Annotated in this window: 21 protein-coding genes; 8 read left to right on the forward strand and 13 right to left on the reverse strand. The window is 67.7% G+C overall.

Annotation, left to right across the window (positions count from 1 at the left end):
• The first annotated feature begins 21 nt into the window (after nucleotides 1-21).
• Genes ACN6PJ_RS17065 through ACN6PJ_RS17080 form a run of 4 tightly spaced genes read left to right on the forward strand, consistent with a single transcriptional unit; the run spans nucleotide 22 to nucleotide 4,906 of the window.
• Nucleotides 22-1,248, forward strand: a complete 1,227-nt coding sequence (locus tag ACN6PJ_RS17065) for an iron-containing alcohol dehydrogenase (protein WP_427997033.1) — start codon at nucleotides 22-24, stop codon at nucleotides 1,246-1,248.
• A 30-nt stretch (nucleotides 1,249-1,278) separates the two neighbouring features.
• Nucleotides 1,279-2,727, forward strand: a complete 1,449-nt coding sequence (locus ACN6PJ_RS17070) for an NAD-dependent succinate-semialdehyde dehydrogenase (RefSeq protein ID WP_427997034.1) — start codon at nucleotides 1,279-1,281, stop codon at nucleotides 2,725-2,727.
• 56 nt (nucleotides 2,728-2,783) lie between these two features.
• Complete coding sequence (locus ACN6PJ_RS17075) at nucleotides 2,784-3,872, forward strand: isocitrate/isopropylmalate dehydrogenase family protein (protein ID WP_427997035.1); 1,089 nt, start codon at nucleotides 2,784-2,786, stop codon at nucleotides 3,870-3,872.
• A gap of 50 nt (nucleotides 3,873-3,922) precedes the next feature.
• Nucleotides 3,923-4,906, forward strand: coding sequence for a Bug family tripartite tricarboxylate transporter substrate binding protein (locus ACN6PJ_RS17080; protein WP_427997036.1), 984 nt, complete (start codon nucleotides 3,923-3,925; stop codon nucleotides 4,904-4,906).
• Nucleotides 4,907-5,004: 98 nt separating this feature from the next.
• Here the strand turns inward: ACN6PJ_RS17080 and ACN6PJ_RS17085 are convergent, their stop codons facing one another.
• The 4 genes from ACN6PJ_RS17085 to ACN6PJ_RS17100 are packed head-to-tail and all read right to left on the reverse strand — an operon-like array spanning nucleotide 5,005 to nucleotide 8,641.
• Complete coding sequence (locus ACN6PJ_RS17085; RefSeq protein WP_427997037.1) at nucleotides 5,005-5,622, reverse strand: 2-hydroxychromene-2-carboxylate isomerase; 618 nt, start codon at nucleotides 5,620-5,622, stop codon at nucleotides 5,005-5,007.
• 24 nt (nucleotides 5,623-5,646) lie between these two features.
• Entirely contained in the window at nucleotides 5,647-6,612 is a 966-nt protein-coding gene (locus ACN6PJ_RS17090) for a tripartite tricarboxylate transporter substrate-binding protein (protein WP_427997038.1), read from the reverse strand.
• A 24-nt stretch (nucleotides 6,613-6,636) separates the two neighbouring features.
• Nucleotides 6,637-7,908, reverse strand: a complete 1,272-nt coding sequence (locus ACN6PJ_RS17095; RefSeq protein ID WP_427997039.1) for a CaiB/BaiF CoA transferase family protein — start codon at nucleotides 7,906-7,908, stop codon at nucleotides 6,637-6,639.
• A 43-nt stretch (nucleotides 7,909-7,951) separates the two neighbouring features.
• Entirely contained in the window at nucleotides 7,952-8,641 is a 690-nt protein-coding gene (locus tag ACN6PJ_RS17100) for a glutathione S-transferase family protein (RefSeq protein WP_427997040.1), read from the reverse strand.
• Between the two features lie 143 nt (nucleotides 8,642-8,784).
• Between ACN6PJ_RS17100 and ACN6PJ_RS17105 the strand changes: the two genes are divergently transcribed.
• Entirely contained in the window at nucleotides 8,785-9,762 is a 978-nt protein-coding gene (locus tag ACN6PJ_RS17105) for a LysR substrate-binding domain-containing protein (protein WP_427997041.1), read from the forward strand.
• A gap of 91 nt (nucleotides 9,763-9,853) precedes the next feature.
• Entirely contained in the window at nucleotides 9,854-11,095 is a 1,242-nt protein-coding gene (locus ACN6PJ_RS17110; RefSeq protein ID WP_427997042.1) for a CaiB/BaiF CoA transferase family protein, read from the forward strand.
• Between the two features lie 25 nt (nucleotides 11,096-11,120).
• Here the strand turns inward: ACN6PJ_RS17110 and ACN6PJ_RS17115 are convergent, their stop codons facing one another.
• From ACN6PJ_RS17115 to ACN6PJ_RS17150, 8 genes are all read right to left on the reverse strand, one after another.
• The gene (locus tag ACN6PJ_RS17115) at nucleotides 11,121-13,523 is read right to left on the reverse strand and encodes a DNA internalization-related competence protein ComEC/Rec2 (RefSeq protein ID WP_427997043.1); all 2,403 of its coding nucleotides are present in this window, start codon (nucleotides 13,521-13,523) and stop codon (nucleotides 11,121-11,123) included.
• A 161-nt stretch (nucleotides 13,524-13,684) separates the two neighbouring features.
• Nucleotides 13,685-14,659: a Bug family tripartite tricarboxylate transporter substrate binding protein gene (locus ACN6PJ_RS17120; RefSeq protein WP_427997044.1), complete on the reverse strand. Its 975-nt coding sequence runs from the start codon at nucleotides 14,657-14,659 to the stop codon at nucleotides 13,685-13,687.
• A 91-nt stretch (nucleotides 14,660-14,750) separates the two neighbouring features.
• Nucleotides 14,751-15,626: an HpcH/HpaI aldolase/citrate lyase family protein gene (locus ACN6PJ_RS17125; protein ID WP_427997045.1), complete on the reverse strand. Its 876-nt coding sequence runs from the start codon at nucleotides 15,624-15,626 to the stop codon at nucleotides 14,751-14,753.
• A 10-nt stretch (nucleotides 15,627-15,636) separates the two neighbouring features.
• Nucleotides 15,637-16,410, reverse strand: coding sequence for an enoyl-CoA hydratase/isomerase family protein (locus tag ACN6PJ_RS17130; RefSeq protein WP_427997046.1), 774 nt, complete (start codon nucleotides 16,408-16,410; stop codon nucleotides 15,637-15,639).
• Between the two features lies 1 nt (nucleotide 16,411).
• Nucleotides 16,412-17,620 carry a CaiB/BaiF CoA transferase family protein gene (locus ACN6PJ_RS17135; RefSeq protein WP_427997047.1) on the reverse strand — a complete coding sequence of 403 codons (1,209 nt, stop codon included), beginning with the start codon at nucleotides 17,618-17,620 and terminating at the stop codon, nucleotides 16,412-16,414.
• 32 nt (nucleotides 17,621-17,652) lie between these two features.
• Entirely contained in the window at nucleotides 17,653-18,585 is a 933-nt protein-coding gene (locus ACN6PJ_RS17140; RefSeq protein WP_427997048.1) for a 3-keto-5-aminohexanoate cleavage protein, read from the reverse strand.
• Between the two features lie 10 nt (nucleotides 18,586-18,595).
• Entirely contained in the window at nucleotides 18,596-19,762 is a 1,167-nt protein-coding gene (locus ACN6PJ_RS17145) for an acyl-CoA dehydrogenase family protein (protein ID WP_427997049.1), read from the reverse strand.
• Between the two features lie 49 nt (nucleotides 19,763-19,811).
• On the reverse strand, nucleotides 19,812-20,264 hold the full coding sequence (locus tag ACN6PJ_RS17150) for a MaoC family dehydratase (RefSeq protein ID WP_427997050.1): 453 nt from the start codon (nucleotides 20,262-20,264) through the stop codon (nucleotides 19,812-19,814).
• A 135-nt stretch (nucleotides 20,265-20,399) separates the two neighbouring features.
• Between ACN6PJ_RS17150 and ACN6PJ_RS17155 the strand changes: the two genes are divergently transcribed.
• Nucleotides 20,400-21,422, forward strand: a complete 1,023-nt coding sequence (locus ACN6PJ_RS17155) for an NADP-dependent oxidoreductase (RefSeq protein WP_427997051.1) — start codon at nucleotides 20,400-20,402, stop codon at nucleotides 21,420-21,422.
• Nucleotides 21,423-21,893 carry a MarR family winged helix-turn-helix transcriptional regulator gene (locus tag ACN6PJ_RS17160; protein ID WP_427997052.1) on the forward strand — a complete coding sequence of 157 codons (471 nt, stop codon included), beginning with the start codon at nucleotides 21,423-21,425 and terminating at the stop codon, nucleotides 21,891-21,893.
• Nucleotides 21,894-21,927: 34 nt separating this feature from the next.
• On the opposite strand, the gene ACN6PJ_RS17165 is transcribed toward ACN6PJ_RS17160, so the two are convergent.
• Nucleotides 21,928-24,030 (reverse strand): TonB-dependent receptor, encoded by a 2,103-nt coding sequence (locus tag ACN6PJ_RS17165; protein WP_427997053.1) that lies wholly within the window; start codon nucleotides 24,028-24,030, stop codon nucleotides 21,928-21,930.
• Nucleotides 24,031-24,125: the final 95 nt, after the last annotated feature.

Consider the following 24,125-nt stretch of genomic DNA (forward strand, 5'->3'; position numbering starts at 1 on the left):
ACTCCCTCTGAAGGATCCGCAATGACCGATTTGTTTGGAATCATGCGCGCGCCGCGCGCCGTGTTGTTCGGCAACGGCCAGCGCCACGCCCTCGGCCGCGTAGCGGCCGCGCTGGGCCGCCGGGCGCTGATCTGCACCGACGAGCGTTTTGCCGCCACGCAGGAAATGTCCGAACTGCTCGCGGCACTGGAGCGCGCGGGCGTGCGCGTCCAGGTGTACGACCGCACCCAGCCGGACCTGCCCGTGGACAGCGTCTACGAATGCGTGGCCGCGCACCGCGACTTCCAGCCGGAAGCGATCGTCGGGCTAGGCGGCGGCAGCTGCCTGGACATGGCGAAGGTCGTCAGCCTGCTCCTGGCGCACGGCGGCGAAGCCTCCGACTACTACGGCGAATACAAGGTGCCCGGCCCCACGATTCCGGTGATCGCCATGCCCACCACCTCCGGCACCGGCTCCGAGGTCACGCCCGTGGCCGTGCTGGCCGACAGCGCCCGCGACCTGAAGGTCGGCATATCCAGCCCGCAGCTGATTCCCCACACGGCCATCTGCGATCCGGAACTGACGCTGACCTGCCCCAAGGGCCTCACCGCCATTGCCGGCGCCGACGCGCTGACCCACGCCATCGAAGCGCTGACCGCGGTCAGGCGCAGCCCCGACGCCGACATCGCGCAGACGCGCGTGTTCGTGGGCAAGAACGCCTTCAGCGATCAGCAGGCGCTGATCGCCATCCGCGCCCTGGCCGCCTATCTTCCCCGGGCGGTGGAAGACGGTTCGGACCTGCAGGCCCGGGGCCAGGTCATGGCCGCGGCGCTGGCCGCGGGCCTGGCCTTCGGGGTCGCCGGCACCGCCGCCGCCCACGCGATCCAGTATCCCATCGGCGCCCTCACCCACACCGCCCATGGCGCGGGCGTGGCGACGCTGATGCCCTACGTCATGGACTTCAACGCCCCGGCCTGCGCCGCCGACTACGCCGCCATCTCGCGGGCCATGGGCGACACGGAAACGGATCCCGGCCGCCTCGCGGCCAACGCCCCGCGCCACGTGTACGAACTGTTCTCGGCCATCGGCATTCCCGCGACGCTAGCGGGGCTGGGCGTGCGCGCGGACCAGCTCGACTGGATCGCCGGCCAATCCCTGCTGGCCGCCCGGCTCGTCACGAACAACCCCCGCCCGCTCGACGAGGCGGGCGTCGCATCCATCGTGGCCGCCGCCCATGCCGGCCTAGGCTCGTTCCGCGCATCCCGATAACCCCTCTCTTCCCCCTCCCGGAGCAAACACATGACCATCGAGGCCAGCAAGCTGTCCACTGACCTTTACATCGACGGCGCCTGGCGCGCCTCGTCCTCGGGCCGCCGCATCGACGTGCTCGACCCTTCCACCGAACAGGTCATCGCCAGCGTGGCCGACGCCACGCTGGAGGACGCGGCCGCCGCGGTCGACGCCGCTTCGCGCGCCGCCGCCGGCTGGGCGGCCACCCCCGCCCGCCAGCGCGGGGAAATCCTGCGCAAGTGCTTCGAGCTGATGATGCGCGATGCCGAGAGCCTGGCCCGCCTGATCTCGATGGAGAACGGGAAGGCGCTGGCAGACGCCCGCGGCGAAGTCGCCTACGCCGCCGAGTTCTTCCGCTGGTTCTCTGAAGAAGCCGTGCGCATCAACGGCGACATCAGCGTATCGCCCAGCGGCGCGAGCCGCATCATCGTGCAATACCAGCCCATCGGCGTGGCGCTGCTGGTGACCCCCTGGAACTTTCCCGCCGCCATGGCAACCCGCAAGATCGCGCCCGCCCTGGCCGCCGGCTGCACCTGCATTCTCAAGCCCGCCACGGAAACGCCCCTGACCGCGTATGCCGTCATGCGCCTGCTGGAAGAAGCCGGCGTGCCCGCCGGCGTGGTCAACGTGCTGACCACTTCGTCTGCCGGCAAGTTCGCCAACGCCGTCCTGGACGACCCGCGCGTGCGCAAGCTGTCGTTTACCGGCTCCACGGAAGTGGGTCGCGTGCTGTTGCGCAAGGCGGCCGACTCCGTCATCAGCTGCTCGATGGAACTGGGCGGCAACGCGCCTTTCCTGGTTTTCGACGACGCGGACATCGACGCCGCGGTGGAAGGCGCGATGATCGCCAAGATGCGCAACGGCGGCGAGGCCTGCACGGCCGCCAATCGCTTCTACGTGCAACGCGGCGTGGTCGAAGCGTTCAGCGCCCGGTTCGCCTCTCGCATGGCGGCGCTGAAGACCGGGGATGGCGTCGGCGAGGATACGCAATGCGGCCCCCTGGTCAACGCGGGCTCGGTGGACAAGGTGGCGGCGCTGGTGGACGACGCCGTCGCCAAGGGCGCGCGCGTCAGCACCGGCGGCAACCGGCTGGACCGCCCCGGCTACTTCTACGCGCCCACGGTGCTGGTGGACGTGCCCGCCGACGCCGACCTGCTGGGCGAGGAGATCTTCGGCCCCGTGGCGCCCATCGTCGCCTTCGACACCGAAGACGACGCCGTCGCCCTGGCCAATGCCACCGAATACGGCCTGGTCGCATACGTCTACACGCGCGACCTCGCGCGCGGCATGCGGGTGTCGGAACGCATCGAGAGCGGCATGATCGCCCTGAATCGCGGCCTGGTTTCGGACCCGGCCGCCCCGTTCGGCGGCGTCAAGCAAAGCGGGCTGGGCCGCGAGGGCGCGCACCACGGCCTGCTGGAGTTCATGGAAGCCAAGTACATCTCGACCAACTGGTAGCGCGGCCGCGCGGCCGCCTCCCCTGCATCAAGACCCACACAAGGAGACAGCCAGACATGGCTAAGTATGAAATCGCGACCATAGACGGCGACGGCATCGGTCCGGAAGTCTGCCAATCGGCGATCACCGTGCTGAAGGAAGCCTGCGGCGCCGACCTGCTGGCGTTCAGCGGCCATGACGGCGGAGCCGACCACTACGTCAAGTCGGGCCACGTGCTGCCCGACGACACCTACGCGGCCTGCAAGGCGGCCGACGCCATCCTGCACGGCGCGGCGGGCATGCCCGGCGTGACCTACCCCGACGGCACGGAGGTCGGCAACGACCTGCACCTGCGCCTGCGGTTCCGGCTGGACCTGTACGCCAACGTGCGTCCGATCCGCCTGTACCAGGGCGTGGACTCGCCGCTCAAGCACTTCAAGCCGGGGCAGATCGATTACGTCATCGTGCGCGAGAACACGGAGGGCCTCTACGCCAGCCGCGGCGGCGGCATCGTGCTGCGCGACGAAGTGGCCACCGACACCATCGTCGTCACGCGCAAGGGCATCGAACGCGTCGCCCGCTTTTCCTTCGACCTCGCCCGCCGGCGCAACGGCGCCCCGCGCGACGGCAAGCGCCGCGTCACCGTCTGCGACAAGGCCAACATCCTGCGCACCTACGCCTTCTTCCGCAGCGTCTGCGACGACGTCGCGGCGCACTACGCCGACGTCGAAATCGATTACGCCTACGCCGACGCCATTACCGTGCACATGCTGAAGCGGCCGGACTTCTATGACGTGATCGTGGCCGAGAACATGTTCGGCGACATCATTTCCGACCTGGGCGCCGCCACGATCGGCGGCATGGGCCTGTCGCCGTCCGCCGAACTGGGCGACACGCATGGCCTGTTCCAGGGCGCGCACGGCTCCGCGCCCGACATCGCCGGGCAGAACGCCGCCAGCCCGCTGGCCACCATCCTGTCCGGCGCGCTCATGCTGCGCTGGCTGGGCGACAAGCACGCCGACGCCGCGATGACCGATGCCGCGCAGCGCATCGAGTTCGCGGTCGAACGGGTGCTCGCCAAGGGCGAACACGTGCCGCGCGACCTGGGCGGCGCCGCTAGCTGCACGGACATGACGCAAGCCGTCTGCCGCGCGCTGTCCCGCTGACCGCGGGACGCATTCATACATAAAAGAACCCCATCACGAGGAGACACCCCATGCTACGAATCGCCCCCATCCTGTGCGCCGCCCTCGCCGCCGCATCGATTGCCGCCCCGGCCGCCGCGCAGGACTATCCCAACCGTTCCATTACCGTCATCGTGCCCTTCGCTCCCGGCGGCACCAGCGATACGCTGGGCCGGTTGGTGGCCACCTCGCTGGGCAAGCAGCTGGGCCAGACGGTGGTCGTGGAGAACTCGGGCGGCGCGGGCGGCCTCATCGGCATGCAGAAGCTGCAAAAGAGCGCGCCGGACGGCTATACCCTGGCATTCAACAACATGTCGCTGGCGATCCTGCCGCACCTGCACCCCAAGGCCAACTACGATCCGCAGAAGGAGCTGGCGCCCATCGGCATCGTCGCGACCGTTCCCATGGTGCTGTCGGTCAGCAACAAGAGCGGCATCCAGGACCTGCCCGGCATGCTCAAGCGCGTCCGCGATGAAAAGGCCGTCAAGCTGAACCTGGGTTCGAGCGGTCCGGGCAGCACCGCGCACTTGGCCGAGGCCATGTTCCTGCACTTCGCCAATGCGCGCGGGGAGCTGATTCCCTATCGCGGCACGGGCCCGGCGCTGACCGATCTGATGAGCGGCATGATCGACGCGGTCATCGATCAGACCGTGACCATGCTGCCCTTGCATCAGGACAAGCGCGTCAAGGCGATCGCCGTCACCGGTCCGGCCCGCCTTGCGCAGAGCCCGGACATCCCCACCTTCGCGGAAGGAGGCCTGCCCGAGTTCGATCTGGCGATCTGGAACGGCCTGGTGGCGCCCGCCGGCACTCCCCAGCCCGTCGTCGACAAGCTGGCCGCGGCCCTTTCCCAGGCGATCGATACGCCCGAGTTCAAGACCCGTCTCGAGCAACTGGCGGCGCAGTCCCCCACCGCGCAGGAACGCGGCCCGCTCGCCTTCTCGGGGCTGCTCAAGCGCGATTCGGAACGCGTGTCTTCGCTGGTCAAGAGCGCCAACCTGCTGAGCGGCAACTAGGCTGCGCGACACGGCGCGCGGCCGGCGGCCGCGCTTCGCGTGCCTCCGGCGCCGAGGCACGCGGCCGCCGGAAGGGGGCGGCGCCAGAAAACCACGCGCTACGCGGCGCTTGTCTCCAAGATCCGGCGCTTGAGCTCGTCTTCCACGAACTCCATGCGGTCCTTCCCCCAGAACAGCTCGTCGCCCACGATGATCATCGGCACGCCGAACACGTCGCGCTCCAGCCCCCGGTCGGTTTCCCGCGCCAGCTCGGCGGCAATCTCGTCGGACGCGGCCAAGGCCTCGAAAGCGTCCGGGTCGAGCCCGAGTTCCTGCGCTATCGGGCGCAGGCCGGCATACTCCGCGATGGTGGCATCCCCCTGCTCCCAATAGCGGTCCATGACCCTCTGCACGAATGCGAGTTCTACGCCATGGCGCCGCGCCACGAGCGATCCGCGCAGGGCGCGGCTTGATTTGATGGGAAACTGCCTGGGGATGCTGAAGGGCAGCCCGTACTTCTCGGCCCAGCGCATCAGGTCCCGCTTCCGGTTGCGCAACTTCGCCTTGGACTCCTTCATCAGTTCGTAATTGTTGTTGCGGAACACGTACCCCAGGTTGAACGGGTGGAGACGCAATTCGGCGTCGTACCGCTCCAGCAATGGCTTGATGAGCTTCAATGCGAAATAGGTATTGGTGCTGCCCACGTCCCAATACATTTCTATCTGATTCTTCTTCACGACGATTCTCCGCAATGGGGGGTTCTAACGCAGCAGGGCCTGCGACTGTTGAATCAGGGGCGTCCAGATCGAAACCTGCTCGTCGAGCTTGGTCCGCAAGCCCTTCGGCGTCGCCCGCTCGGCGCTGACGGGCGTGGCGCCCATGTTTCTCATGCTTTCCACGAACGCCGGATCGGCGAGCGCGGCCTGAAGCGCGCGGTCCAGTCGCTCCACGACGGGGCCGGGCACGCCCTTCGGCGCGTACACGCCATGCCAGACCGTGACCTCGAAGTTCTCCAGCCCCTGTTCGGCCAGGGTGGGCAAGGCCGGAAGCGCCCGCAACCGGCTGGACGTGGTGCTGCCATAGGCCCGCACCCTGCCGCCGAGTATCGGCTGCAGCGTGGTCGTGATCTGGTCGCAAAGCAGGTCGACCTGCCCGCCTTGCAGATCCGTCATCGCGGGCGCCGCGCCCTTGTACGGAATGGTCGTGAGCGCCAGGTTAAGGCGGCTCATCAGCAACAGGCCGCAAAGATGGGAGGCCGTGCCGATTCCCGCATTGCTGAGATTGATCTTCTTCTGGTTCGCGCGCAGGTATTCCACCAGCCCGGCGAAGCCGTCCGGGGGAAGGTCCTTCCGGGCGACCAGGGTCATGGGCACATCGACGACCTCGCCGATATACGAGAAGTCGCGCTGGGGATCGAATTTGATCTCGGGCGACAGCGATTTGAGCGTCGACATCCCGATGTTGTGGATCAAGAGGGTGTAGCCATCCGGCGCCGAGCGCAGCACCGCCTCCGATCCCACGATCCCCCCCGAGCTCGGCCGGTTATCGACGATCACCGTCTGCCCGAGATCCCTGCCCATGGCCGCCGCGAGCTGCCGGGCGACGACGTCCGTCGGCCCGCCCGCCGAGAATGGAACGACCAGCGTGACCGGGCGGCTGGGAAACGCCTGCGCGGAGGCAAGCCCCGGCAAGACCATCAGCCCCGCGGCGAAAATCTTCTTGATCATCGTTTGTCTCCTTTGTCTTGTTGTTCAAGGGACTCGGGCTTCGGCGCCCCGCCTCTTCAGCAAGGGATCCCTGGCCAGGACGCCGTCCTCGTACAGGCCCTGGATCTCCGCGGCCGACAGGCCGAGAAGCCCCATCAGGATTTCCTCGTTGTCCTCTCCGAGCGCGGAGGCGCGGAGTGCTTCTTGCGGCCGCCACGCCGAGAACTTCGCCGGGAACCCGGGAATCTCGAATTCCCCGATCGCCTCGTCCCGGACCTTGCGCACCGTGCCCCGGCTTCGAAGGTGCGGATGCGCCATGGCCTCGTTGAGCGTCAGCACGGGCGCGCAGGGAATCCGTCTGGCGTCGAGCGCCGCCATCGCCTGCTCGCGTGTGCCCATCCGGGCAAGCCATGCCTCGAGGATGGCCTTGATGTCCTCGTTGTTGTCCCTGCGCAATGAGGCCGTGGCGAATCTCGGATCCTCCAGGAGTTCCGGCATATCGAGCGCGCCGGCGAAGGCATTCCATTGATGCGGCAGGATGGCCAGGGACAGATATGTGCCGTCGCCGCAACGGAATATGCCGGTCGGGCCGCCGTCGGGGTGCTGCGAACCCGTGCGCGCCGGCACGTAGCCCTTGCGCAGCGCGACCCGCGGCACCGCGACCTCGTGCATCTGGAAATAGGTATCCAGCAGCGTCGCCTCGACGTGCTGCCCCTCGCCGGTCCGTTCGCGATGCAGCAGCGCGAACCCGACCGCCATGGCGGCGGTGATCCCCGTGGCGGTGTCGCCCATCGCCATCGTGATCAGCGAAGGATCGCCGTCCGGCGCGCCGATCAGGTCGGTTATGCCCGCGTACGCCTGGGCAATGTAGTCATAGCCGGGCTTCTGGCTGAGCGGCCCGTCCTGCCCGGCAAGGGAAATCGAACACATCACCAGGCGCGGATTCAGTTCCCGCAGCGCTTCGTAGGACAGCCCCGCGCGCGCCATGACGCCGGGGCTGAAGTTCTCGACGAGCACATCGGACGTCGAGATCAGGCGCTTGATGATCTCCTGCCCGCCCGGATGCTTGATGTCGAGCGCGATGCTCTTCTTCGAGTGGTTGTGCTGGAAGTAGTAGGTGCTTCGGCTGGAGCCCTTGTGATCGGGATCGCGTGACTTCAATCCCCCGATGCGCGTCCGGTCGCCAAAGGGAGCGAGCTCGATCTTGACCACATCGGCGCCCAGCTCCGCCATGATGCGCGTGCATGTGGGCCCGGCGACGATCTGGGTCAGGTCCAGGACCCGGTATCCCTTGAGCATGGGCAATGCGGTACTCATATCCGTGTTCCTCGCGGTCTTCGTTGACGGTTGCGCCGTTTTTTCACGACTGGCCGAATAGGTTCTTCCAGCGCTCGCCTTCAGGGGGCTTCCCGCTGCGGTCCACCTTCTCTGCCAGGACGGACAGGCCCCGCTGCACGGCGGGACGGGCCCTCACCTCCGAATACCACCTGCCGATGTTCGGCCATTCATCCAGGTCCTGCCCCTGCCATTTGTAGGGCCGCAGCCAGGGATACGTGGCGATGTCCGCCAGCGAATACCGGTCTCCGGCAAGGTACTCGCACTGCGCGAGCCGCCGGTCGATGACGCCGTAAAGACGATGGGCCTCTCGCGTGTATCTGTCGATGGCATAGGGAATGGGCTCGGGCGAGTACTTGCGGAAGTGATGGGCCTGGCCCAGCATCGGCCCCACTCCGCCCATCTGGAACATCAGCCATTGCAGGACCGTCGACCGGCGCCGCGGCTCGGCCGGAAACAGATCGCTGCCGGCCTTGTCGGCCAGGTAGACCATGATCGCGCCCGACTCGAATATGCTGATGGGCTCCTGGCCCGGCCCGTCCTCGTCCACGATCGCGGGAACCTTGTTGTTGGGGCTGATCGCCAGGAAGTCGGCCTTGAACTGCTCGCCCTTCCCGATGTGGACCGGCACCACCTCATAGGGCATGGCCAGTTCCTCCAGGAGGATCGACACCTTGTATGCATTGGGTGTAGACCAAAAGAAAAGTTGGATCATCAACGGTCCCCGTCACGTAAACTCAACGACTGGGATCCATGGTATGGACATTGAATCGGCGGCGAAAATAGGACATCGCGATCCCGGTATACGACGAATCTATGGCCCGCCAGGGCTTCGCCTTCCGCATCGGCACGAGACCTATGGAACTCAGACAGCTACGCTATTTCTTGAGGATCGTGGAACTGGGCAGCATGTCGAAGGCGGCGAAAGACCTGTACATCGCGCAGCCCGCCCTCAGCTCCCAGATCACCAACCTTGAATCGGAACTGGGCGCGCGCCTGCTCTCGCGCAGCGTGCGCGGTGTCAGCCCGACCCGGGCGGGCGACGCGCTGTATCTGCACGCGCAGGCCGTGCTGCGGCAAATCGAAAGATTGAAATACGACGTCGCGAACACGGACGCGCTTCCGGGCGGCCCCGTTTCCGTGGGCCTGCCGACCAGCGCGGCGAACGTGCTCGCGGGGCCGTTGATCGCGGCGGTCCAGCAGCGCTACCCCGACATCCAGCTCCGTATCGTGGAAAGCCTGAGCGGGCATTTGCTTGAACTCGTGGCCACCGGGCGGCTGGAAATGTCGCTTCTGTTCGAAGCGGTCCCCGGCGCGGGATCGCCGTCCAAGGAAATCCAGCGGGGCGGGAGCATCCAATGGGTCCCCTTGATCGACGAGGATCTCTATCTTCTGGCAAGGCCGCCGCACGGCGGCGGGAGCGCGCCGACGGTGTCCCTGGAGGAAGCGGCGGGCGTGCCCCTGGTCTTGCCCGGAAGCTCGAACGTAACGCGCCAGATCATCGAACGCCGCTTTGCCGAAGCTGGCCTCGCGCCGTCGGTCATGATGGAGCTCGATTCCCTGTCGACGATCCAGTCCATCGTCGAAAGCGGACAGGCCGCCACGATTCTCTCGCTCTCGGCGCTGGTGGGCGCCGGCGTCCGCGAGAAGCTGTCGGTGCGGTCGGTTGACGATCCGCCCTTGCGCAGGCGGCTGTCCCTGTGCAATTCAGACGTGCTGGGCATGGGCGCCGCCGCCGAGGTGATCGGCGCGCTGATCCCGGAACTGGTATGCGAGCTGGTGGCTTCCGGCCGCTGGGCGGGCGCCCGTCTTCTGCAAGGCGGGCCCGCGCAATAGATTCCAGGTATGCCCCCAGCGCAAAGTCCTATGGCGTACTCGCCTCGAGTTCTGCTTAGACTGGAAAAACATGACAGTCCAGGTGGAGCTTATGGAAAAGATACTGGCAGGGACCGTGGTGCTCGATTTGACCCGCTTTTTCTCGGGTCCCCAGGCAACGCTGTTTCTCGCGGGCCTCGGCGCCGAGGTGATCAAGATCGATGACCCGGCCACCGGCGACCCCACCACGTTCTCACCTCCCTTCGCCGGTCCGGAAGGCGTGTCGTTCGATCGCCGGACGCACGCCGATATGGGCATTGCCTATCTGAAGCGCGCGCGCGGCAAGAAGTCGGTGGGCCTGAACCTGAAAGACCCCGAGGGGCTGGCCGCCTTCATGAAGCTGGTCCGGTCCGCGGACGTGGTGGTGGACAACTTCAGCTCCGGGGTGGCCGACCGCCTGGGCATAGGCTACGACGCGCTCCGGGAGCGCAACCCGCAAATCGTCCACTGCTCCCTGACCGGCTATGGATCGACGGGTTCCGAGCGGCATCTCAAGGCCTACGACCTCATGGTGCAGGCCGCCGTGGGAATGATGAGCATCACCGGACAGCCGGGCTCCCCGCCCGCCAAGGCGGGCTCGCCCCTTTCCGACGCGATCGCCGGAACCTTCGCCGCCATGGGCATACTCGCCGCCCTCCTGCACCGCAACCGGACGGGCGTGGGGCAATCGGTCGACGTGTCCATGGCCGACTGCCTGTTCGCGTTGATGTTCGACGAACCTTTCGATTGCTACGACTCGCTGGGACTGCCCCTGCGCCAGGGCAACCGGATCATGCGGTTCTCGCCCTTCAACGCTTATCGCACGCGGGACGGCTGGATCGTGGCGGGCGCGGCAACCCAGGACGACTGGAATGCGCTGTTGCGCGTCATGGGCAAGGAGGACCTGGCGGACGCCCCCAAAATGAACAGCCTGGCCTGGCGGCTGGCCAACAACGCGGCCGTCGACGGCCTGGTTTCGGCGTGGACCGGGCGGTTCGCTTCCGCGGAGGTGCTGCGGCGCCTCAACGAGGCCAAGGTGCCCTGCAGCCCGGTGCGCGAAATCGGCGACGTCATGCGGTGGCGCCAGCTGAAAGAGCGCGACATGATGGCGCCCCTCTGGAACCCGTTGGCCGGGGCCGCCATGCAAGCGCAGGGCCCGGGATTTCCGATCAAATTCAGCGCAAGCAAGGCGTCCTACGACGCCCCCGCCCCGCTTCCCGGGCAGCACAGCCGCGAAGTCCTCGTCGACCTGGGCGGGCTTTCCGCCGAGGAGATCGACGCCCTGGCCGAACGCGGCGCCGTCTCCGCGCCATGACCGATGCGCGGGTGAGCGGACGCCGTCAACGTCCGTGCCAATACCTGCGTCCCTGCTCCCGCTGGGCCCACACTTCCAGACCCGCCGGCCCCGACTGCGCCATCACAGCCCCATTGCGGTCGCTGCGCCAGAAGGCGGCGCCGGCGCGGATCCAGCGCTGTTCCACCGCGCGGGCCGGATGACGGAAGCGGTTGAGGTGCCCGACCTGCGCGATCGCATGGCCGGCCGCGGTGGCAGCCACCAGCTCGCGCCCCGACGACGATGCCGAGCCGTGATGGGGCGCCAGCACCACGTCCGTGGCTGGCAGCCCGGCGGCCGCCAGCTCGCGCTCCTGCGCCACGCTTACATCGCCCGTCAGCAGCAGTGAATGGCGGGCGCCTTCCACGCGCAGCACGCAGCTGTCCGCATTGCGGTCCTCCTCCGGGCCGCGGCTTTCGCGCGCGGGATGCAAAAACGTGAACGTCACGCCGTCGGCTTCCCATCGTTCGCCCCGACGGCACCGCCGCATGTCGCGCGGCGGGGCTGTCGCGGCAGCGCCTGCGTCGGGCCAGACGGCGGCATCGCGGCGCAGAAACGCCTCCACGTCGAACGAGGCATGGCTGCGCAGCACCGGCACCGCCGCCAACACGGCGCGCGCGCCGCCGACGTGGTCCATGTCGGCGTGCGACAGCACCAGCACGTCCAGCTGCCGGATGCCGCGCGCCTGCAGGAACGGCGCGATCACGCGCTCGCCCGCGTCGCCCCCGCCGTAGTGGCGCGGCCCCGCGTCGAACAGCAAGGCCTGGCTGGCCGTCTCCACCAGGATGGCGCTGCCTTGCCCCACGTCCAGCGCGCTCATGCGCCAATACCCCGGTTCCGGCCGGTCGGGACGCCAGAACAGCAGCGGCAGCATGCAGGCCCACCCCAGCCGCCGTCCCGGCCATCCGCGGACCTGCAGCGCCCAAGCCATGCCCGCCACCGCCAGCGCCAGCCAGGGCCAGGGCGCGGCGGCGACCGGGATACTGGCCCACTCGGCGTTGCCCACCCAGGCCACCGGCGCCATGGTCAGGTCGAACGCATGCAGCCCCGCCCGCCCCGCGAGCGCGGCCAGGCATTCGGCGCCGGGCACGATCGACAGGGCCGCGCACAGCAGCGCCAGCGGCGTCACCACGAAGGTGACGGCGGGGATCGCCACGGCATTGGCCAGGGGCGAACCCAGGGACACCTGCCGCACCAGGAACGCCAGCAGCGGCGTGAGCCCCAGCGTGACCATCAACTGCAGGCGCGCCGCCTGGGCGAAGCGCGCCGCCCAACGCGTCCGCCAGCCGGCCTCCGCGTCGAATGGCGCGTCGGCAATGCGCAACAGGATGGCCACCGCCCCGAACGATAGCCAGAAGCCGGGCGCCGTCGGCGCCCAGGGGTCCAGCGCCACCACCGCCGCCGCGGCGCAGGCCAGCACCCTGTCCGCCGACACCGGCAGGCGCGACACGGACGCCGCCAGCACCACCGACAACATGAAGAAGGTGCGGCGCGCCGGCACGCCCCAGCCGGCCAGCAGGCAGTACAGCAATGCGACGGCCGCCGCAGCCGCGCCGCCCGCCACGCGCGCAGGCGCGTACTCCGCCAGCCCCGCGCCCCGCCATCGCGCCCGCCGCCACGCGCCCGCCACCAGCAGGCCTGCGATGGCCGCGATGGACGTGACGTGCATGCCGCTGATCGACACGAGATGCGTGATGCCGCTACGGTTGAACAAGCGCCAATCCTCGCGCGCCACGCCCGCCTGGTCGCCGATGGCCAGGGCGATCAGCACCGGCGCATAGCGGTGTTCCCCCAGGGCCGCCCGCAGGCCCTCCCTGACGTGGTGGCGCGCGCGCGCGATCGCAACGCCGGGCGTCGCCCAAGGCCGGTCGGCCAGCAGGCGGGGTTGACCGCGCACCGTGCCCACCGCGCGCACGCCCCGCGCGAAGCAGCGCCCTTCCGCGTCGGGGCCCGCAGGGTTCAGCAGGCCGTGCGGACGCCGCAGCACCAGCGCCATGCGCCAGACCTGCCCCGGCAACAGCGCGGGCAGCCCGGGCGACGCGCCCGGCGCCGCCTGCCAGGCAACCTGGATGCGGAACGGGATGCCGGGCGCGGCGGGCTCGGCCAGCTCTGCCAGGAACCGCTGCCCGCGATCATCTCCGTCAGGCAGTTCGGCGATGCGCAGCACAACCCGGGATACGGCGTCGTGGTGCTCGTCCGCCAGCGCGTCGTCCAGCCGCCATTGCGCCTGCGCGCCGGCATTGAGCAGCCCCGCGCACAAGCCGAGCGCCGCGGCCGCGCACGCCCTGGCGCCGCCCTGCCGCAAGCGCAGCAAGGCGCCAAGCGCCGCGACGCAGCTTGCGGCAAGCAGCCAAGCCGCGCCGGCCCCAGGCAGGCGCGGCGCCACCTGGACCAGCCCCGCCCCCGCCACGAACGCAACGCAGAAAATGCGGCCTGTGATATGCGCCTCCCGAAAGGGGGAAGCGTAGGCCGCCGCTGCGCGGTCCGGGCCGCGGCATGCGCGGTTTCATCCACCTCGGGAAACCGCCAGGCGCGCCGCCCGCGGAGGCAGCCGCGTGCGCCCTCTCCGTCTCATTCAGCCTGAATGCCCGCCTGCCTGACCTTGTCTCCCCAGACCTTTTCCTGCTGCGCCACGAAAGGTCCGAACTCGGACGCCGGCGCCGGCATGGGTTCGGCCCCCAACTGCACCAGCTTCCTCTTGATGTCCTCGGACGAGACGATTTTGTACAGCTCGTCGCCCAGGCGCTTGGCGACGGGCTGCGGCAACTTGGCGGGCCCGAAGATCCCGACCCAGGCCGCCAGGTCGAAACCGGGCTGGCCCAGCGCCTCCGACACACTGGGCAGATTCGGCGCCAGCGAACTGCGCTTCTCGGTGGATACCGCCAGCGCCTTCAGCGTGCCGGCCTGGATATGGGCGGTAGCCGAGGCCAGGTCCACGAACATGAACGTGGCTCGTCCCCCGATGATGTCCGTCATGGCCTGCGGCGTGCTCTTATAGGGAACCGCCGTGGCCTTCAGCCCGGTCAGCTTGTCGAACGAGGCGGCCGAAATCTGCCCCGTGCTGTTGCCGTAGGCGTAGTTCAGGCCCTGAGGGTTGGCCTTGCCGTAGCGCAGCAGGTCGTCGACGCTGTTGATCGGCAGTTTGGCGCTGACCGCCAGCACGAACGGGAAATTGCAGACCTGCGCCAGCGGCGTGAAGTCCTTGATCGGGTCGTAGCGCAGGTTCTTGAACAGATACGGGTTGGATGAATGGGTGGTGTTGGTCGCCAACATGATGGTGTAGCCGTCGGGTTGGGCGCGCGCCACCAGATCGGCGGCGATCTGACCCGAGGCGCCCGGGCGGTTCTCGACGATCACGGGCTGCCCCAAGGCGGCCTGCAAGCGCTCGCCGATCAATCTGGCGACGATATCGCTGGCGCTGCCCGCGCCGAATGCCGTGATCATCTTCACTGGCTGGGAGGGGTAGTCCGCCGCCTGTGCGGGCCCCGCCAGCCCCAGCGCGAGCAACGCCGCGGCGCATACCGGCTTGAATAAGGAACGCGTCATGTCTCTCTCCTTGAAGAGGCGCCGGCCTTGTATCCGGACGGTCGCCGAATGTCCTGGGCGGAAACGATTCGGTCTGTATCGCCCAGGCGGTTCAACTCGCGGCCGGAACGCTGGCCAGAATGCGCATCGCCTGCTTCAGGTGCGGGCGGTCCAGCATTTCGCCATCCAGTTGCAGCGTGCCGGCCCCCGGCGCCTGCTCGAACGCCTGGACGATGCGGCGGGCGCGCTCGACGTCGGCGGGGTCGGGCGTGAACGCATCGTTGATGGCGGCCACCTGGTCCGGATGGATCGCGATCTTGCCCGTGAAACCGGCCCGGCGCGCCCGCGCGGCGTCCTTGCGCAGGCCCTCCATGTCCCGGAAGTTGCCCCATATCGTGTCGATGGCGGGCACGCCCGCCGCGGCGGCGCCCAGCAGGCAGAGGGAACGCGCCAACTGATAGGTGAAGTCGTACTCGCCGTCCTCGCGCCGATTGCTGGCCGCGCCGAGCACCGCCGCCAGGTCCTCCGCGCCCCACGTCAGGCCGCGCAGGCGGGGGCTGCAGTCGGCGTAGCCGCCCAGGCTGAACATGGCGCCCGCGGTCTCCGTCGCCACCGGCATGATGCCGATCGCGCCGGGCGCCAGGCCTTCGCGCGCCTCCAGCGCGGCCAGACAGTGGTCCAGCATGACGATGCTCTGCGCGCCCTGCCCCTTCGGCAGCAGGATGGCGTCGGGCGCCGACCGCACCACGGCGGCCAGATCGTCCAGCGCCAGTCCGGAATCCAGGGGATTGATGCGCACCCACAGTTCCGGTCCGGATGCGGGGCGCGCCGCCAGGTATTCCTGCACGATGATCCGGGCCGCCGGCAGCCGCGCCGCGTCCACCGCATCCTCCAGATCCAGGATCAGGGCATCGGCCCCGGCCGCGGGGGCCTTTGCCAGTTTTCGTTCGCTGTCCCCGGGGACGAACAACATCGATCTCAACGCCATTGCATGCTCCTCATTGTCCTTGGAATCTGGGGGCGCGGCGTTCGGCGAACGCCTTCGTGCCTTCGGCGACATCCTGCGAATCCTGCAAGAGGCGCAGGAACAACTGCTCCAGCCGCAGGCCGGTCGCCAGGTCGGCATCGCGGCTGCGCAATGCAAGTTCCTTGGCGGCCTGCACCGCGAGCGGCGCATTGGCCGCCAGCCTGCGCGCATACGCCATGGCCGCCGGCAGCAATTCTTCGCGCGGCACGACGCGGTTCACCAGACCCCAGCGGCTGGCCGCCTCGGCGTCGAACGCATCGCCCAGCAGCAGCATTTCCATGGCGATGGCGTGCGGCAGCTGCTGCGCCACGCGCTGGGTGCCGCCATTGGCCGGAAAGACGCCGCGCCGGACCTCCGTCAGGCCGAAGGTGGCCGTGGGCACGCAGACGCGCAGATCGGTGGCCAGCAGCAGCGTCATGCCGCCGCCCAGGCAGTGCCCGTTCACGGCGGCAACGACCGGCTTCCAGACGTCGAGCCCGCGGTTCAGCAACTGCCCCTGCTGCGTATGCATCAACGCGGCCAGGTTGGGCGGCGCGCCAATGAACGATTTCAAATCGGCGCCCGCGCAGAAGGCGCGGTCGCCGGCCCCGGTGATGACGGCCACGCGGATGGCGTCGTCATCGCGGACCCGGCGCCAGGCCTCGGACAAGGCGTCATAGTGCGCGTGGTCCAGCGCGTTGCTTTTCTCCGGGCGGTTGATGGTGATCAGCGCCACGCCGTCCTGTTCGTGAAAATCGATGGACATGTCAGCCCTCCCCGGCCGTGGCCATGCCTGCCCGCGGCGCCAGCGCATCCAGATAGCGTCCGACCGCTGCCTCGCCATAGCCCAGTTCGGCCAGCACCTGCGCCGTATGCTCGCCGACCTTTGGCGGCGGCGCGGCAGGCCTGGGCCGCTGGCCATCGAAGCGCAGCGGCTGGGACACGACGTTCAGTTCGCCATGCGCGGACTGCGCGAATCGATGGATCATTTCGCTGGCGGCCGTGTGCTCGTGCGCCAGCAGCTCGCCCACGCCCTGGATGGGCGCGCAGGGAATGCCCGCGCGCGCCAGACGCCGGATCCAGCCATCCCTGTCGTCGCCGCGCATGATCTGCGACACGAGATCGAGGACTTCCGCGCGGTTGCGCACCCGGTCCGCGTTCGTCGCATAGCGCGGGTCGTCCGCCAGCTCCGCCCTGCCCGCCTCGTTGCAGAAGGCGCGCCACAAGGAATCGTTCGCGACGCCCAGCAACAAGGGGCGGTCGCCTGCCTCGAACACCTGGTAAGGACACAGGGATTCATGGGCGGAGCCCCAACGGCGCGGCTCGCTGCCCCGTTCCCAATAGCTTTGCATCACATAGCCCATGAACCCGACCGCCGTATCGAACAGCGAAGCCTCGACCTTGCAACCCTTGCCGGTGCGCAGCTTGCGCACGACCGCGGCCAGGATCCCGGTGGCGGCATGCATGCCGGTGGCCTGATCGATGGGCGAAATCGGGCTGCGGACCGCGGCCCCGTCCTCTTCCCCCGTGATGGACATCATCCCGCAGAACGCCTGCAGGATCACGTCGTAGCCTTTGCCCTTGTTCAGCGGCCCTTTGCTGCCGAAACCGGAAATGCTGCAATAGACCACGTCCGGGCGCAGCGCCGCCGCGCTCTCGTAGTCGATGCCCAGGCGGGCCGCCACTCCGGGCCCGAAACTCTCGACCACGATGTCGGCCGTGGCAATCAGGCGCTGGGCCGCTTCGCGGCCTTCGGGCGATTTCAGGTCCAGCGCCACGCTGCGCTTATTGCGGTTCACGCTCAGGAATACCGTGCCGTCCTCCCCCTTGAAGGGCGGCCAGCGGCGCGTGTCATCCCCCTTGGGCGGCTCCACCTTGATGACCTCCGCCCCCATATCGCCCAGATACTGCGTGCACAGGGGGCCCGCCAGCACCTTGGAGAAATCCACCACTCTCAGTCCCTGCAAGGCATCCATTGCATCCATCTCCCGCGTGCGCCTCGCGGCGCTCAGAAAGCGACGTTGCCGCCGCCCTTGGTTTGAATCATGGCCCGCGCCTCGTCGGGGGTCGCGATCTCCAGCGACAGCTCCTCCAGAATGCGGCGGATCTTCGCGACCTGCTCGGCGTTGGACGTCGCGAGCTTTCCGCGCCCGGCATACAGGCTGTCCTCCAGCCCCACGCGGACGTTCCCGCCCAGCAGCGCACTGGCGGTCACGAAGGACATCTGGTGCCGGCCCGCGGCCAGCACCGACAGGTAATAGTCGTCGCCGAAGAGCCGGTCGGCGATGGTGCGCATGTGCAGCAGGTTTTCGTGGTCGGCGCCGATGCCTCCCAGAATGCCGAAGATGCACTGCAGGAAGAACGGAGGCTTGGCCAGGCCGCGGTCGGCGAAGTGAGCCAGGTTGTACAGGTGGCCGACGTCGTAGCACTCGAACTCGAAGCGCGTGCCCAGGTCCGACAGCTCGCGCAGGCCCCGGTCGATCTGCGCGAACGTGTTCGACAGGATGAAATCGCGCGTCATCTCCAGATAGGGCTTTTCCCAGTCGAACTTGAATTCGCTGACGCGATCGCCCGCGCCCGCGATATTGAAGTTCAGCGACCCCATGTTCATGGACGCGACCTCGGGCTGCGCCCATTTGGCGGGCGCCAGCCGCTGGTCCAGCGACATGCCCAGCCCGCCGCCCGTGGTGATGTTCAGGATGGCGTTGCTGCGGGCCTTGATCTCGGGCAGGAACTGCGCGAAGAGCTTCGGGGCCTGGTCGGGCCTGCCGGTCTCTGGGTCGCGCGCATGCAGGTGCAGCATGGCGGCCCCGGCCTCGGCGGCCGCCACCGCGTCGTCCGCGATCTGCCTGGGCGTAATGGGAAGGTGGGGCGACATCGACGGCGTGTGGATCGACCCCGTGACGGCGCAGGTGATGATGACCTTCGGCGATTTGCGCATGCTTGTCTCCTCAATACGATTTGGGCAGGCCCAAGACCTTCTCGGCGATGTAGCAAAGAATCAATTGCGGCGAGACCGGCGCGATACGCGGCAGCATGGCTTCGCGAAAGTACCGCTCTACGTGGTATTCCTTCGCGTAGCCCATGCCGCCATGGGTCAGCACCGCGGTCTCGCAGGCGCGGAAGCCCGCCTCGGCGCAGAAGAACTTGGCCGCATTGGCCTCGGCGCCGCAGGGTTGCCCCTGGTCGTACAGCCAGGCGGCGCGGCGATACAGCAATTCGGCCGCCTCCAGTTCCACCCAGCGTTCGGCCAGCGGATGCTGCACGCCCTGGTTCTGGCCGATGGGGCGGTCGAATACGATCCGCTCGCCGGCGTAGGCAGCGGCCCGGCGCAACGCCGCCCGCCCCAGCCCCGTCGCTTCGGCCGCCAACAAGACCCGCTCGGGATTCAGGCCATGCAGGATGTAGGAAAAGCCCTTGCCTTCCTCGCCGATACGGTCTTCGACCGGCACTTCCAGTCCATCGATGAACAATTCGTTGGAATCGACGGCCTTGCGGCCCAGCTTTTCGATTTCGCGCACGCTGACGCGGCTGCGATCCAAGTCCGTATAGAAAAGGCTCAGGCCCTGCGTCGGACCGCTCACCTGATCCAGCGGCGTCGTGCGCGCCAGCAGCAGGATCTTGCTGGCCACCTGCGCCGTGGAGATCCAGATCTTCTGGCCGTTGACCACATAGCGGTCGCCCCGGCGCACGGCCAGGGTGCGCAGCTTGAGCGTATTGAGCCCGGTATTGGGTTCGGTCACGCCAAAGCAGGCCTTCTGCTCCCCGCTGATGACCGGCGGCAGCCACCGCGCGCGTTGCGCGTCGCTGCCATGCACTACCACGGGGTGCAGCCCGAACACATTCATATGGATGGACGAAGCGCCCGCCATGCCGGCCCCGGAAGCGGCGACGGTCTCCATCATGAGCGCGGCTTCCTGTATGCCCAGGCCGGCGCCGCCGTACTCGGCGGGCATGGCCACGCCCAGCCAACCGGCGCCGGCCATGGCGCGGTAGAAATCCTCGGGGAAGCCGCCTTCCCTGTCCTTGCGGGTCCAGTAGTCGTCATCGAATCCCGCGCACAGGTCCTGCACGGCATGGCGGATGGCGGTCTGCTCGTCGCTAAGCGCGAAATCCATGGGTAGCCTTTCCAGTAAAGGGAAAATCGGCGGGAAACGGGCCGCGTCTTCAGGCCGCCCGGCGCAGCATCAGCGCCACGCGGCGGCAGCTGGCGACCAGCTCGCCGCGCTGGTTGTAGGCTTCGTGGCCGAAGACCACGATGCCGTTGCGCGGACGCGAACGGCTGTCGCGCAGCTCCAGCACCTTCGTTTCCACGCGCAGGGTGTCGCCGGCGAACACGGGGTTGGGAAAACGCACCTCGTCCCATCCCAGGTTGCCTACGGTGGTGCCGAGCGTGGTGTCGCCCACCGATATCCCAACCATCAGCCCGAGCGTGAAGGCGCTATTGACCAGGGGACGGCCGAACTCGGTGGTCTTGGCGTATTCCGCATCCAGGTGGATGGCCGCGGGGTTCATCGTCATGGTGGAGAAAAGCACGTTGTCGGTCTCGGTGACCGTGCGCCGCACGTCATGGTGGAAGCACTGCCCGACCTGGAATTGCTCGAAGTACAACCCTGCCATCGTCGTCTCCTTCGCTGCGCGCCGCGGGGCTGCCGCCCGCTTGGCCATGGACATCCCGGCCCATCGCGTTAAAATGAACGCTAACATACTGTATGCATCCATACAATATTGGGAACAACCCCAAGGAGACAGGCAATGCAGATCCGGAACCTGGTAAACCGGCAGGTCGTCCTGAAAGAAAGGCCGCTGGGCATTCCGCAGGCCTCGCACTTCGATGTCCGCACCGCGCCGGTGCCCGAACCGAAGGAAGGCGAAGTCCTGGTCAGGAACCTATACCTGTCCGTGGATCCGGCCATGCGCGGCTGGGTCAATGCCGCCGCGAACTATTCGGACCCGGTGGCGATAGGCGAAGTCATGCGTTCGTTCGCGGCCGGACGCGTGGTCGCGTCGCGCAATCCGCGATATCCCGAAGGCAGCCTCGTAATGGGAATGCTGGGCTGGCAGGACTACGCGGTGACCGACGGGCAGGCTATCCGGCGGCGCGTGCTGGAGACCGATCTGCCCCTGTCGCTGTCGCTCGGCGTTCTTGGGCTGAACGGCGTCACGGCCTACTTCGCGCTCAACGTCTGCGGCGAACCCCGGGCCGGGCAGACCGTCGTCGTCTCCACCGCCGCGGGCGCGGTCGGCTCGGTCGTCGGGCAACTGGCCCGCCACCAGGGCTGCCGGGCCGTGGGCATCGCGGGCGGGGAAGCCAAGACCCGTCTCTGCATGGAGGACTTCGGCTTCGACGCCGCGGTCGATTACCATTCGCCCGAGTTGGCGCAAGCCTTGGCCGATGCCTGCCCGGACGGCGTGGACGTCTACTTCGACAACACCGCCGGGCGCATCAGCGATACCGTGCTCCCGCTGATCAACCGGCACGCGCGCATCGTCATTTGCGGCACCGCATCCGTGGCCAGTTGGGATCCCTGGCCCACCGGTCCACGCGTCGAGCGCCACCTGCTCAACAAGGCGGCGCGCATGCAGGGCTTCCTCGTATGGGACTATGAGCACCGCTACGAAGAAGCCGTCGCCGCGCTGGCGCCCCTGGTGCGCGAAGGAAAATTGCGCTTTCGCGAAGAGATCCTGGACGGCATCGAAGCCGCGCCGGGATCGATCGCGGATCTCTACCAGGGCAAGAACATGGGCAAGCGCCTGATCCGGCTGGAGGATGCCTGAATGGCCAACAAGGCGGTGAACAACGCGCAGGAAAACTGGGACCAGCGGTTGGGCTTCCTGATGCACGATGTATCGAGACTGCGCCGCAAGGTCTTCGACGAGGTCATGAAACCCGAAGGCATCACGCGGTCCCAGTGGTGGGTCATGGCGCACCTGTCCCGCCATGACGGCATGTCGCAAAGCGACCTGGCCGACGTGCTGGACCTGGGCCGCGCCGCGCTCGGCGGCCTGGTCGACCGCCTGGAAGCGCTGGGCTATGTGCGCCGGGGAGCCGACGAGCAGGACAGACGGACCAAGCTGGTGCTGCTGACGCCGGAGGGCCGCGCCATGATCGAACGCATGCGCGTCAAGAGCGACGTCATGAGCGAAGCCATCCTGCAAGGGCTCACCGCCGAACAGCGCCACCAGTTGGCCGACATGCTGAGCCTCGTCAAGCGCAATTTGCTGGCCTTCGATACGTCCGCCCCCTGACGCTGGCGGGGCTGCAAGCCCCCCGGCCAAGGCCTTACATCCGGTACTGCAGACTCAGCATCGCATTGCGCGGCGCGCCCGGCATGTTCAGGTTGGGGCTGCTCCCGTGCGCCGACACGATATAGCCGGCGTCGAACAGGTTATACACGTTCAGCTGCACCGAATACGGTCCCTTGCGCCACCAGGCCGCGACGTCGGCGGTCACATAGCCAGGCAGCGTGACGGTATTGCCCGGGTTCGCGAACCGCGAACCCACCAGGTTCAGGCCCGCGCCGGCGCCAAAGCCGTCTCCCAGATCCTTGGTGATCCAGATATTGCCGGCATGCCGCGGCGTGAGGGTGGCGCGCTTGCCTTCCACTCTCTTGCCGCCGTCCTTCGCGATGGACTCGGTAACGCGCGCGTCCAGATAGGCGTACCCCAGCATCGCGCGCCAGCCATTGCTCAAATCGCCCGACAGGGTCCATTCGGCGCCGTCCGTACGTTGCGTGCCTACCGGCACCAGCGAGTTGGTGACGGGATTGTTGACCTTGATGTCGGTACGCTCGAGCCGGAAGATGGACACCGTGGTGGACAGCCTGCCATCCATGAAATCGTACTTGGCGCCGATCTCGTAGTTGGTGGTTTTCTCGGGCGCCAGATCGGCATTGTTCGCAGCCAGCGAGAACGCTTCCCCCGAGGGCTGGTACGACTGGCTCCATGATAGGTAGTACGACTGCGCGGCATCGGGCTGGAACACCAGGCCGAGGCGCGGGCTCCAGTTGGAATCCGTGCGCGCGAGGTTCGTGCCGTTGCGGCGGTCTTCGGTTTTCTGCTCGAAGCGGTCGTGGCGCACGCCGCCCAGCACCTTCCAATGCTCGCCCAGCGACACCATGTCCTGGACATACAGGCCCAGGGTATTGAAACGGCCCAAGTTGTCCGTGCCGGGCCGGCCCGCGATCTGCCTCGGCAACGTGGGCAGCACCGGATCGAACAGATCGACGGTCGCCACGTTGTTGGCCGAATAGTTCACCAGGTCCTTGTTCTGCTGCCCGACTTCCACGCCGTACAGGACCTCGTGCCTTACCGAGCCCCATTGCGCGCGCTGCGTCAATTCCGTCTGGTTGGTCCAGCCATGCTCTTCGCGGCGCACGTTCGAGCGGTTCAGAGTCACCGTGCGCGCGGCGTCATTGACGACGCCCGGCAGCGTGTTGTTGCGGTCCAGGGTGTAGTGGTAGTAGCGAGTGGCGTTGCGCAGCGACCAGTTCTCGTTGAAGCGGTGGGTCAGCGTGCCGGCGTAGGACTGCACGCGCGCCTGCGAATAGTCCACATCGCGCGCATTCTCCGCGCCGTAATAGGTGGATGGGTCCACGTCCACCGGACGGCCGTGATAGGCGGGGATGCCGAAATCCGTAACGCGGCGGTCTTCCAGGAATTCAGTCTGGATCAGGAAGGTCGTGTCCTCGCCCAGACGCATCATGGCGGATGGCGCGATGGCCTTGCGGTCCAGGAATTGCTTGTCGCGGTAGCTGTCGCCCTTCTCGACCGCCCCGGTCAGGCGCCATGCCATGCTGCCGCCTTCCGTCGCGCGGCCAAGGTCCAGGTCCAGGCGCCGGTCGTTCCACGAGCCGTAGCTCAGGCCCAGCTGCGTAATGTCCTCGCCTGGCTTCTTGGTGATGCGGTTGATCAGGCCGCCGGACGATCCCCGGCCGTACAGGACCGCGACGGGCCCCTTGATGACGTCGATGCGCTCGACATTGGACAGATCGCGGTAGTACAGCGCGTCATCGCGAAAGCCGTCGACGAACTGGTCGGCGATGGCGGTAAAGCCCCGGATCGACACCTGATCGCGCTGCCCATCGCCCGAGGAAAAGCTCACCCCCGGCACATTCTTCAGGGCGTCCTGTATCGAGTTGGCATGCTGGTCGCGCATGACTTCCGCGGGCACGACATTGACGGTCTGCGGGATGTCCCGCAGAGGAACGTCGATCTTGGTGGCGCTGGAGGAGTCGGGCGGGTTATAGGTTTGTGACGTGTCATCGCTGCCGTACACGCTCACGGCGGGCAAGGTCGGGGCGATATTCTGGCTCTGGGCGCGGGCCGGGCTGGCAAACGGCGCCAGGGCAATCAATGCTGCGGAAATCGAACGGGTAGCGGACATGAGCGTGCGGCGCGTATCGGGATAGGACTGAGCTAAAAAGGTGCGGCATTTTCATACATACAAGAATCAATCTCAATATATTTATCATTTACATA

It is taken from the genome of Achromobacter sp., from assembly GCF_050285585.1.
Classification (GTDB): domain Bacteria; phylum Pseudomonadota; class Gammaproteobacteria; order Burkholderiales; family Burkholderiaceae_B; genus Achromobacter.

Excerpts from the sequence above, each read along its gene's own strand:
- ACN6PJ_RS17125 (WP_427997045.1), bottom strand. The coding sequence starts at position 15,626 with ATGGCGTTGAGATCGATGTTGTTCGTCCCCGGGGACAGCGAACGAAAA.
- ACN6PJ_RS17135 (WP_427997047.1), bottom strand. The coding sequence starts at position 17,620 with ATGGATGCCTTGCAGGGACTGAGAGTGGTGGATTTCTCCAAGGTGCTG.
- ACN6PJ_RS17110 (WP_427997042.1), top strand. The coding sequence starts at position 9,854 with ATGGAAAAGATACTGGCAGGGACCGTGGTGCTCGATTTGACCCGCTTT.
- ACN6PJ_RS17090 (WP_427997038.1), bottom strand. The coding sequence starts at position 6,612 with ATGATCAAGAAGATTTTCGCCGCGGGGCTGATGGTCTTGCCGGGGCTT.
- ACN6PJ_RS17165 (WP_427997053.1), bottom strand. The coding sequence starts at position 24,030 with ATGTCCGCTACCCGTTCGATTTCCGCAGCATTGATTGCCCTGGCGCCG.
- ACN6PJ_RS17140 (WP_427997048.1), bottom strand. The coding sequence starts at position 18,585 with ATGCGCAAATCGCCGAAGGTCATCATCACCTGCGCCGTCACGGGGTCG.
- ACN6PJ_RS17150 (WP_427997050.1), bottom strand. The coding sequence starts at position 20,264 with ATGGCAGGGTTGTACTTCGAGCAATTCCAGGTCGGGCAGTGCTTCCAC.
- ACN6PJ_RS17155 (WP_427997051.1), top strand. The coding sequence starts at position 20,400 with ATGCAGATCCGGAACCTGGTAAACCGGCAGGTCGTCCTGAAAGAAAGG.
- ACN6PJ_RS17160 (WP_427997052.1), top strand. The coding sequence starts at position 21,423 with ATGGCCAACAAGGCGGTGAACAACGCGCAGGAAAACTGGGACCAGCGG.
- ACN6PJ_RS17095 (WP_427997039.1), bottom strand. The coding sequence starts at position 7,908 with ATGAGTACCGCATTGCCCATGCTCAAGGGATACCGGGTCCTGGACCTG.
- ACN6PJ_RS17145 (WP_427997049.1), bottom strand. The coding sequence starts at position 19,762 with ATGGATTTCGCGCTTAGCGACGAGCAGACCGCCATCCGCCATGCCGTG.
- ACN6PJ_RS17075 (WP_427997035.1), top strand. The coding sequence starts at position 2,784 with ATGGCTAAGTATGAAATCGCGACCATAGACGGCGACGGCATCGGTCCG.
- ACN6PJ_RS17130 (WP_427997046.1), bottom strand. The coding sequence starts at position 16,410 with ATGTCCATCGATTTTCACGAACAGGACGGCGTGGCGCTGATCACCATC.
- ACN6PJ_RS17105 (WP_427997041.1), top strand. The coding sequence starts at position 8,785 with ATGGAACTCAGACAGCTACGCTATTTCTTGAGGATCGTGGAACTGGGC.
- ACN6PJ_RS17080 (WP_427997036.1), top strand. The coding sequence starts at position 3,923 with ATGCTACGAATCGCCCCCATCCTGTGCGCCGCCCTCGCCGCCGCATCG.
- ACN6PJ_RS17070 (WP_427997034.1), top strand. The coding sequence starts at position 1,279 with ATGACCATCGAGGCCAGCAAGCTGTCCACTGACCTTTACATCGACGGC.
- ACN6PJ_RS17100 (WP_427997040.1), bottom strand. The coding sequence starts at position 8,641 with ATGATCCAACTTTTCTTTTGGTCTACACCCAATGCATACAAGGTGTCG.
- ACN6PJ_RS17120 (WP_427997044.1), bottom strand. The coding sequence starts at position 14,659 with ATGACGCGTTCCTTATTCAAGCCGGTATGCGCCGCGGCGTTGCTCGCG.
- ACN6PJ_RS17065 (WP_427997033.1), top strand. The coding sequence starts at position 22 with ATGACCGATTTGTTTGGAATCATGCGCGCGCCGCGCGCCGTGTTGTTC.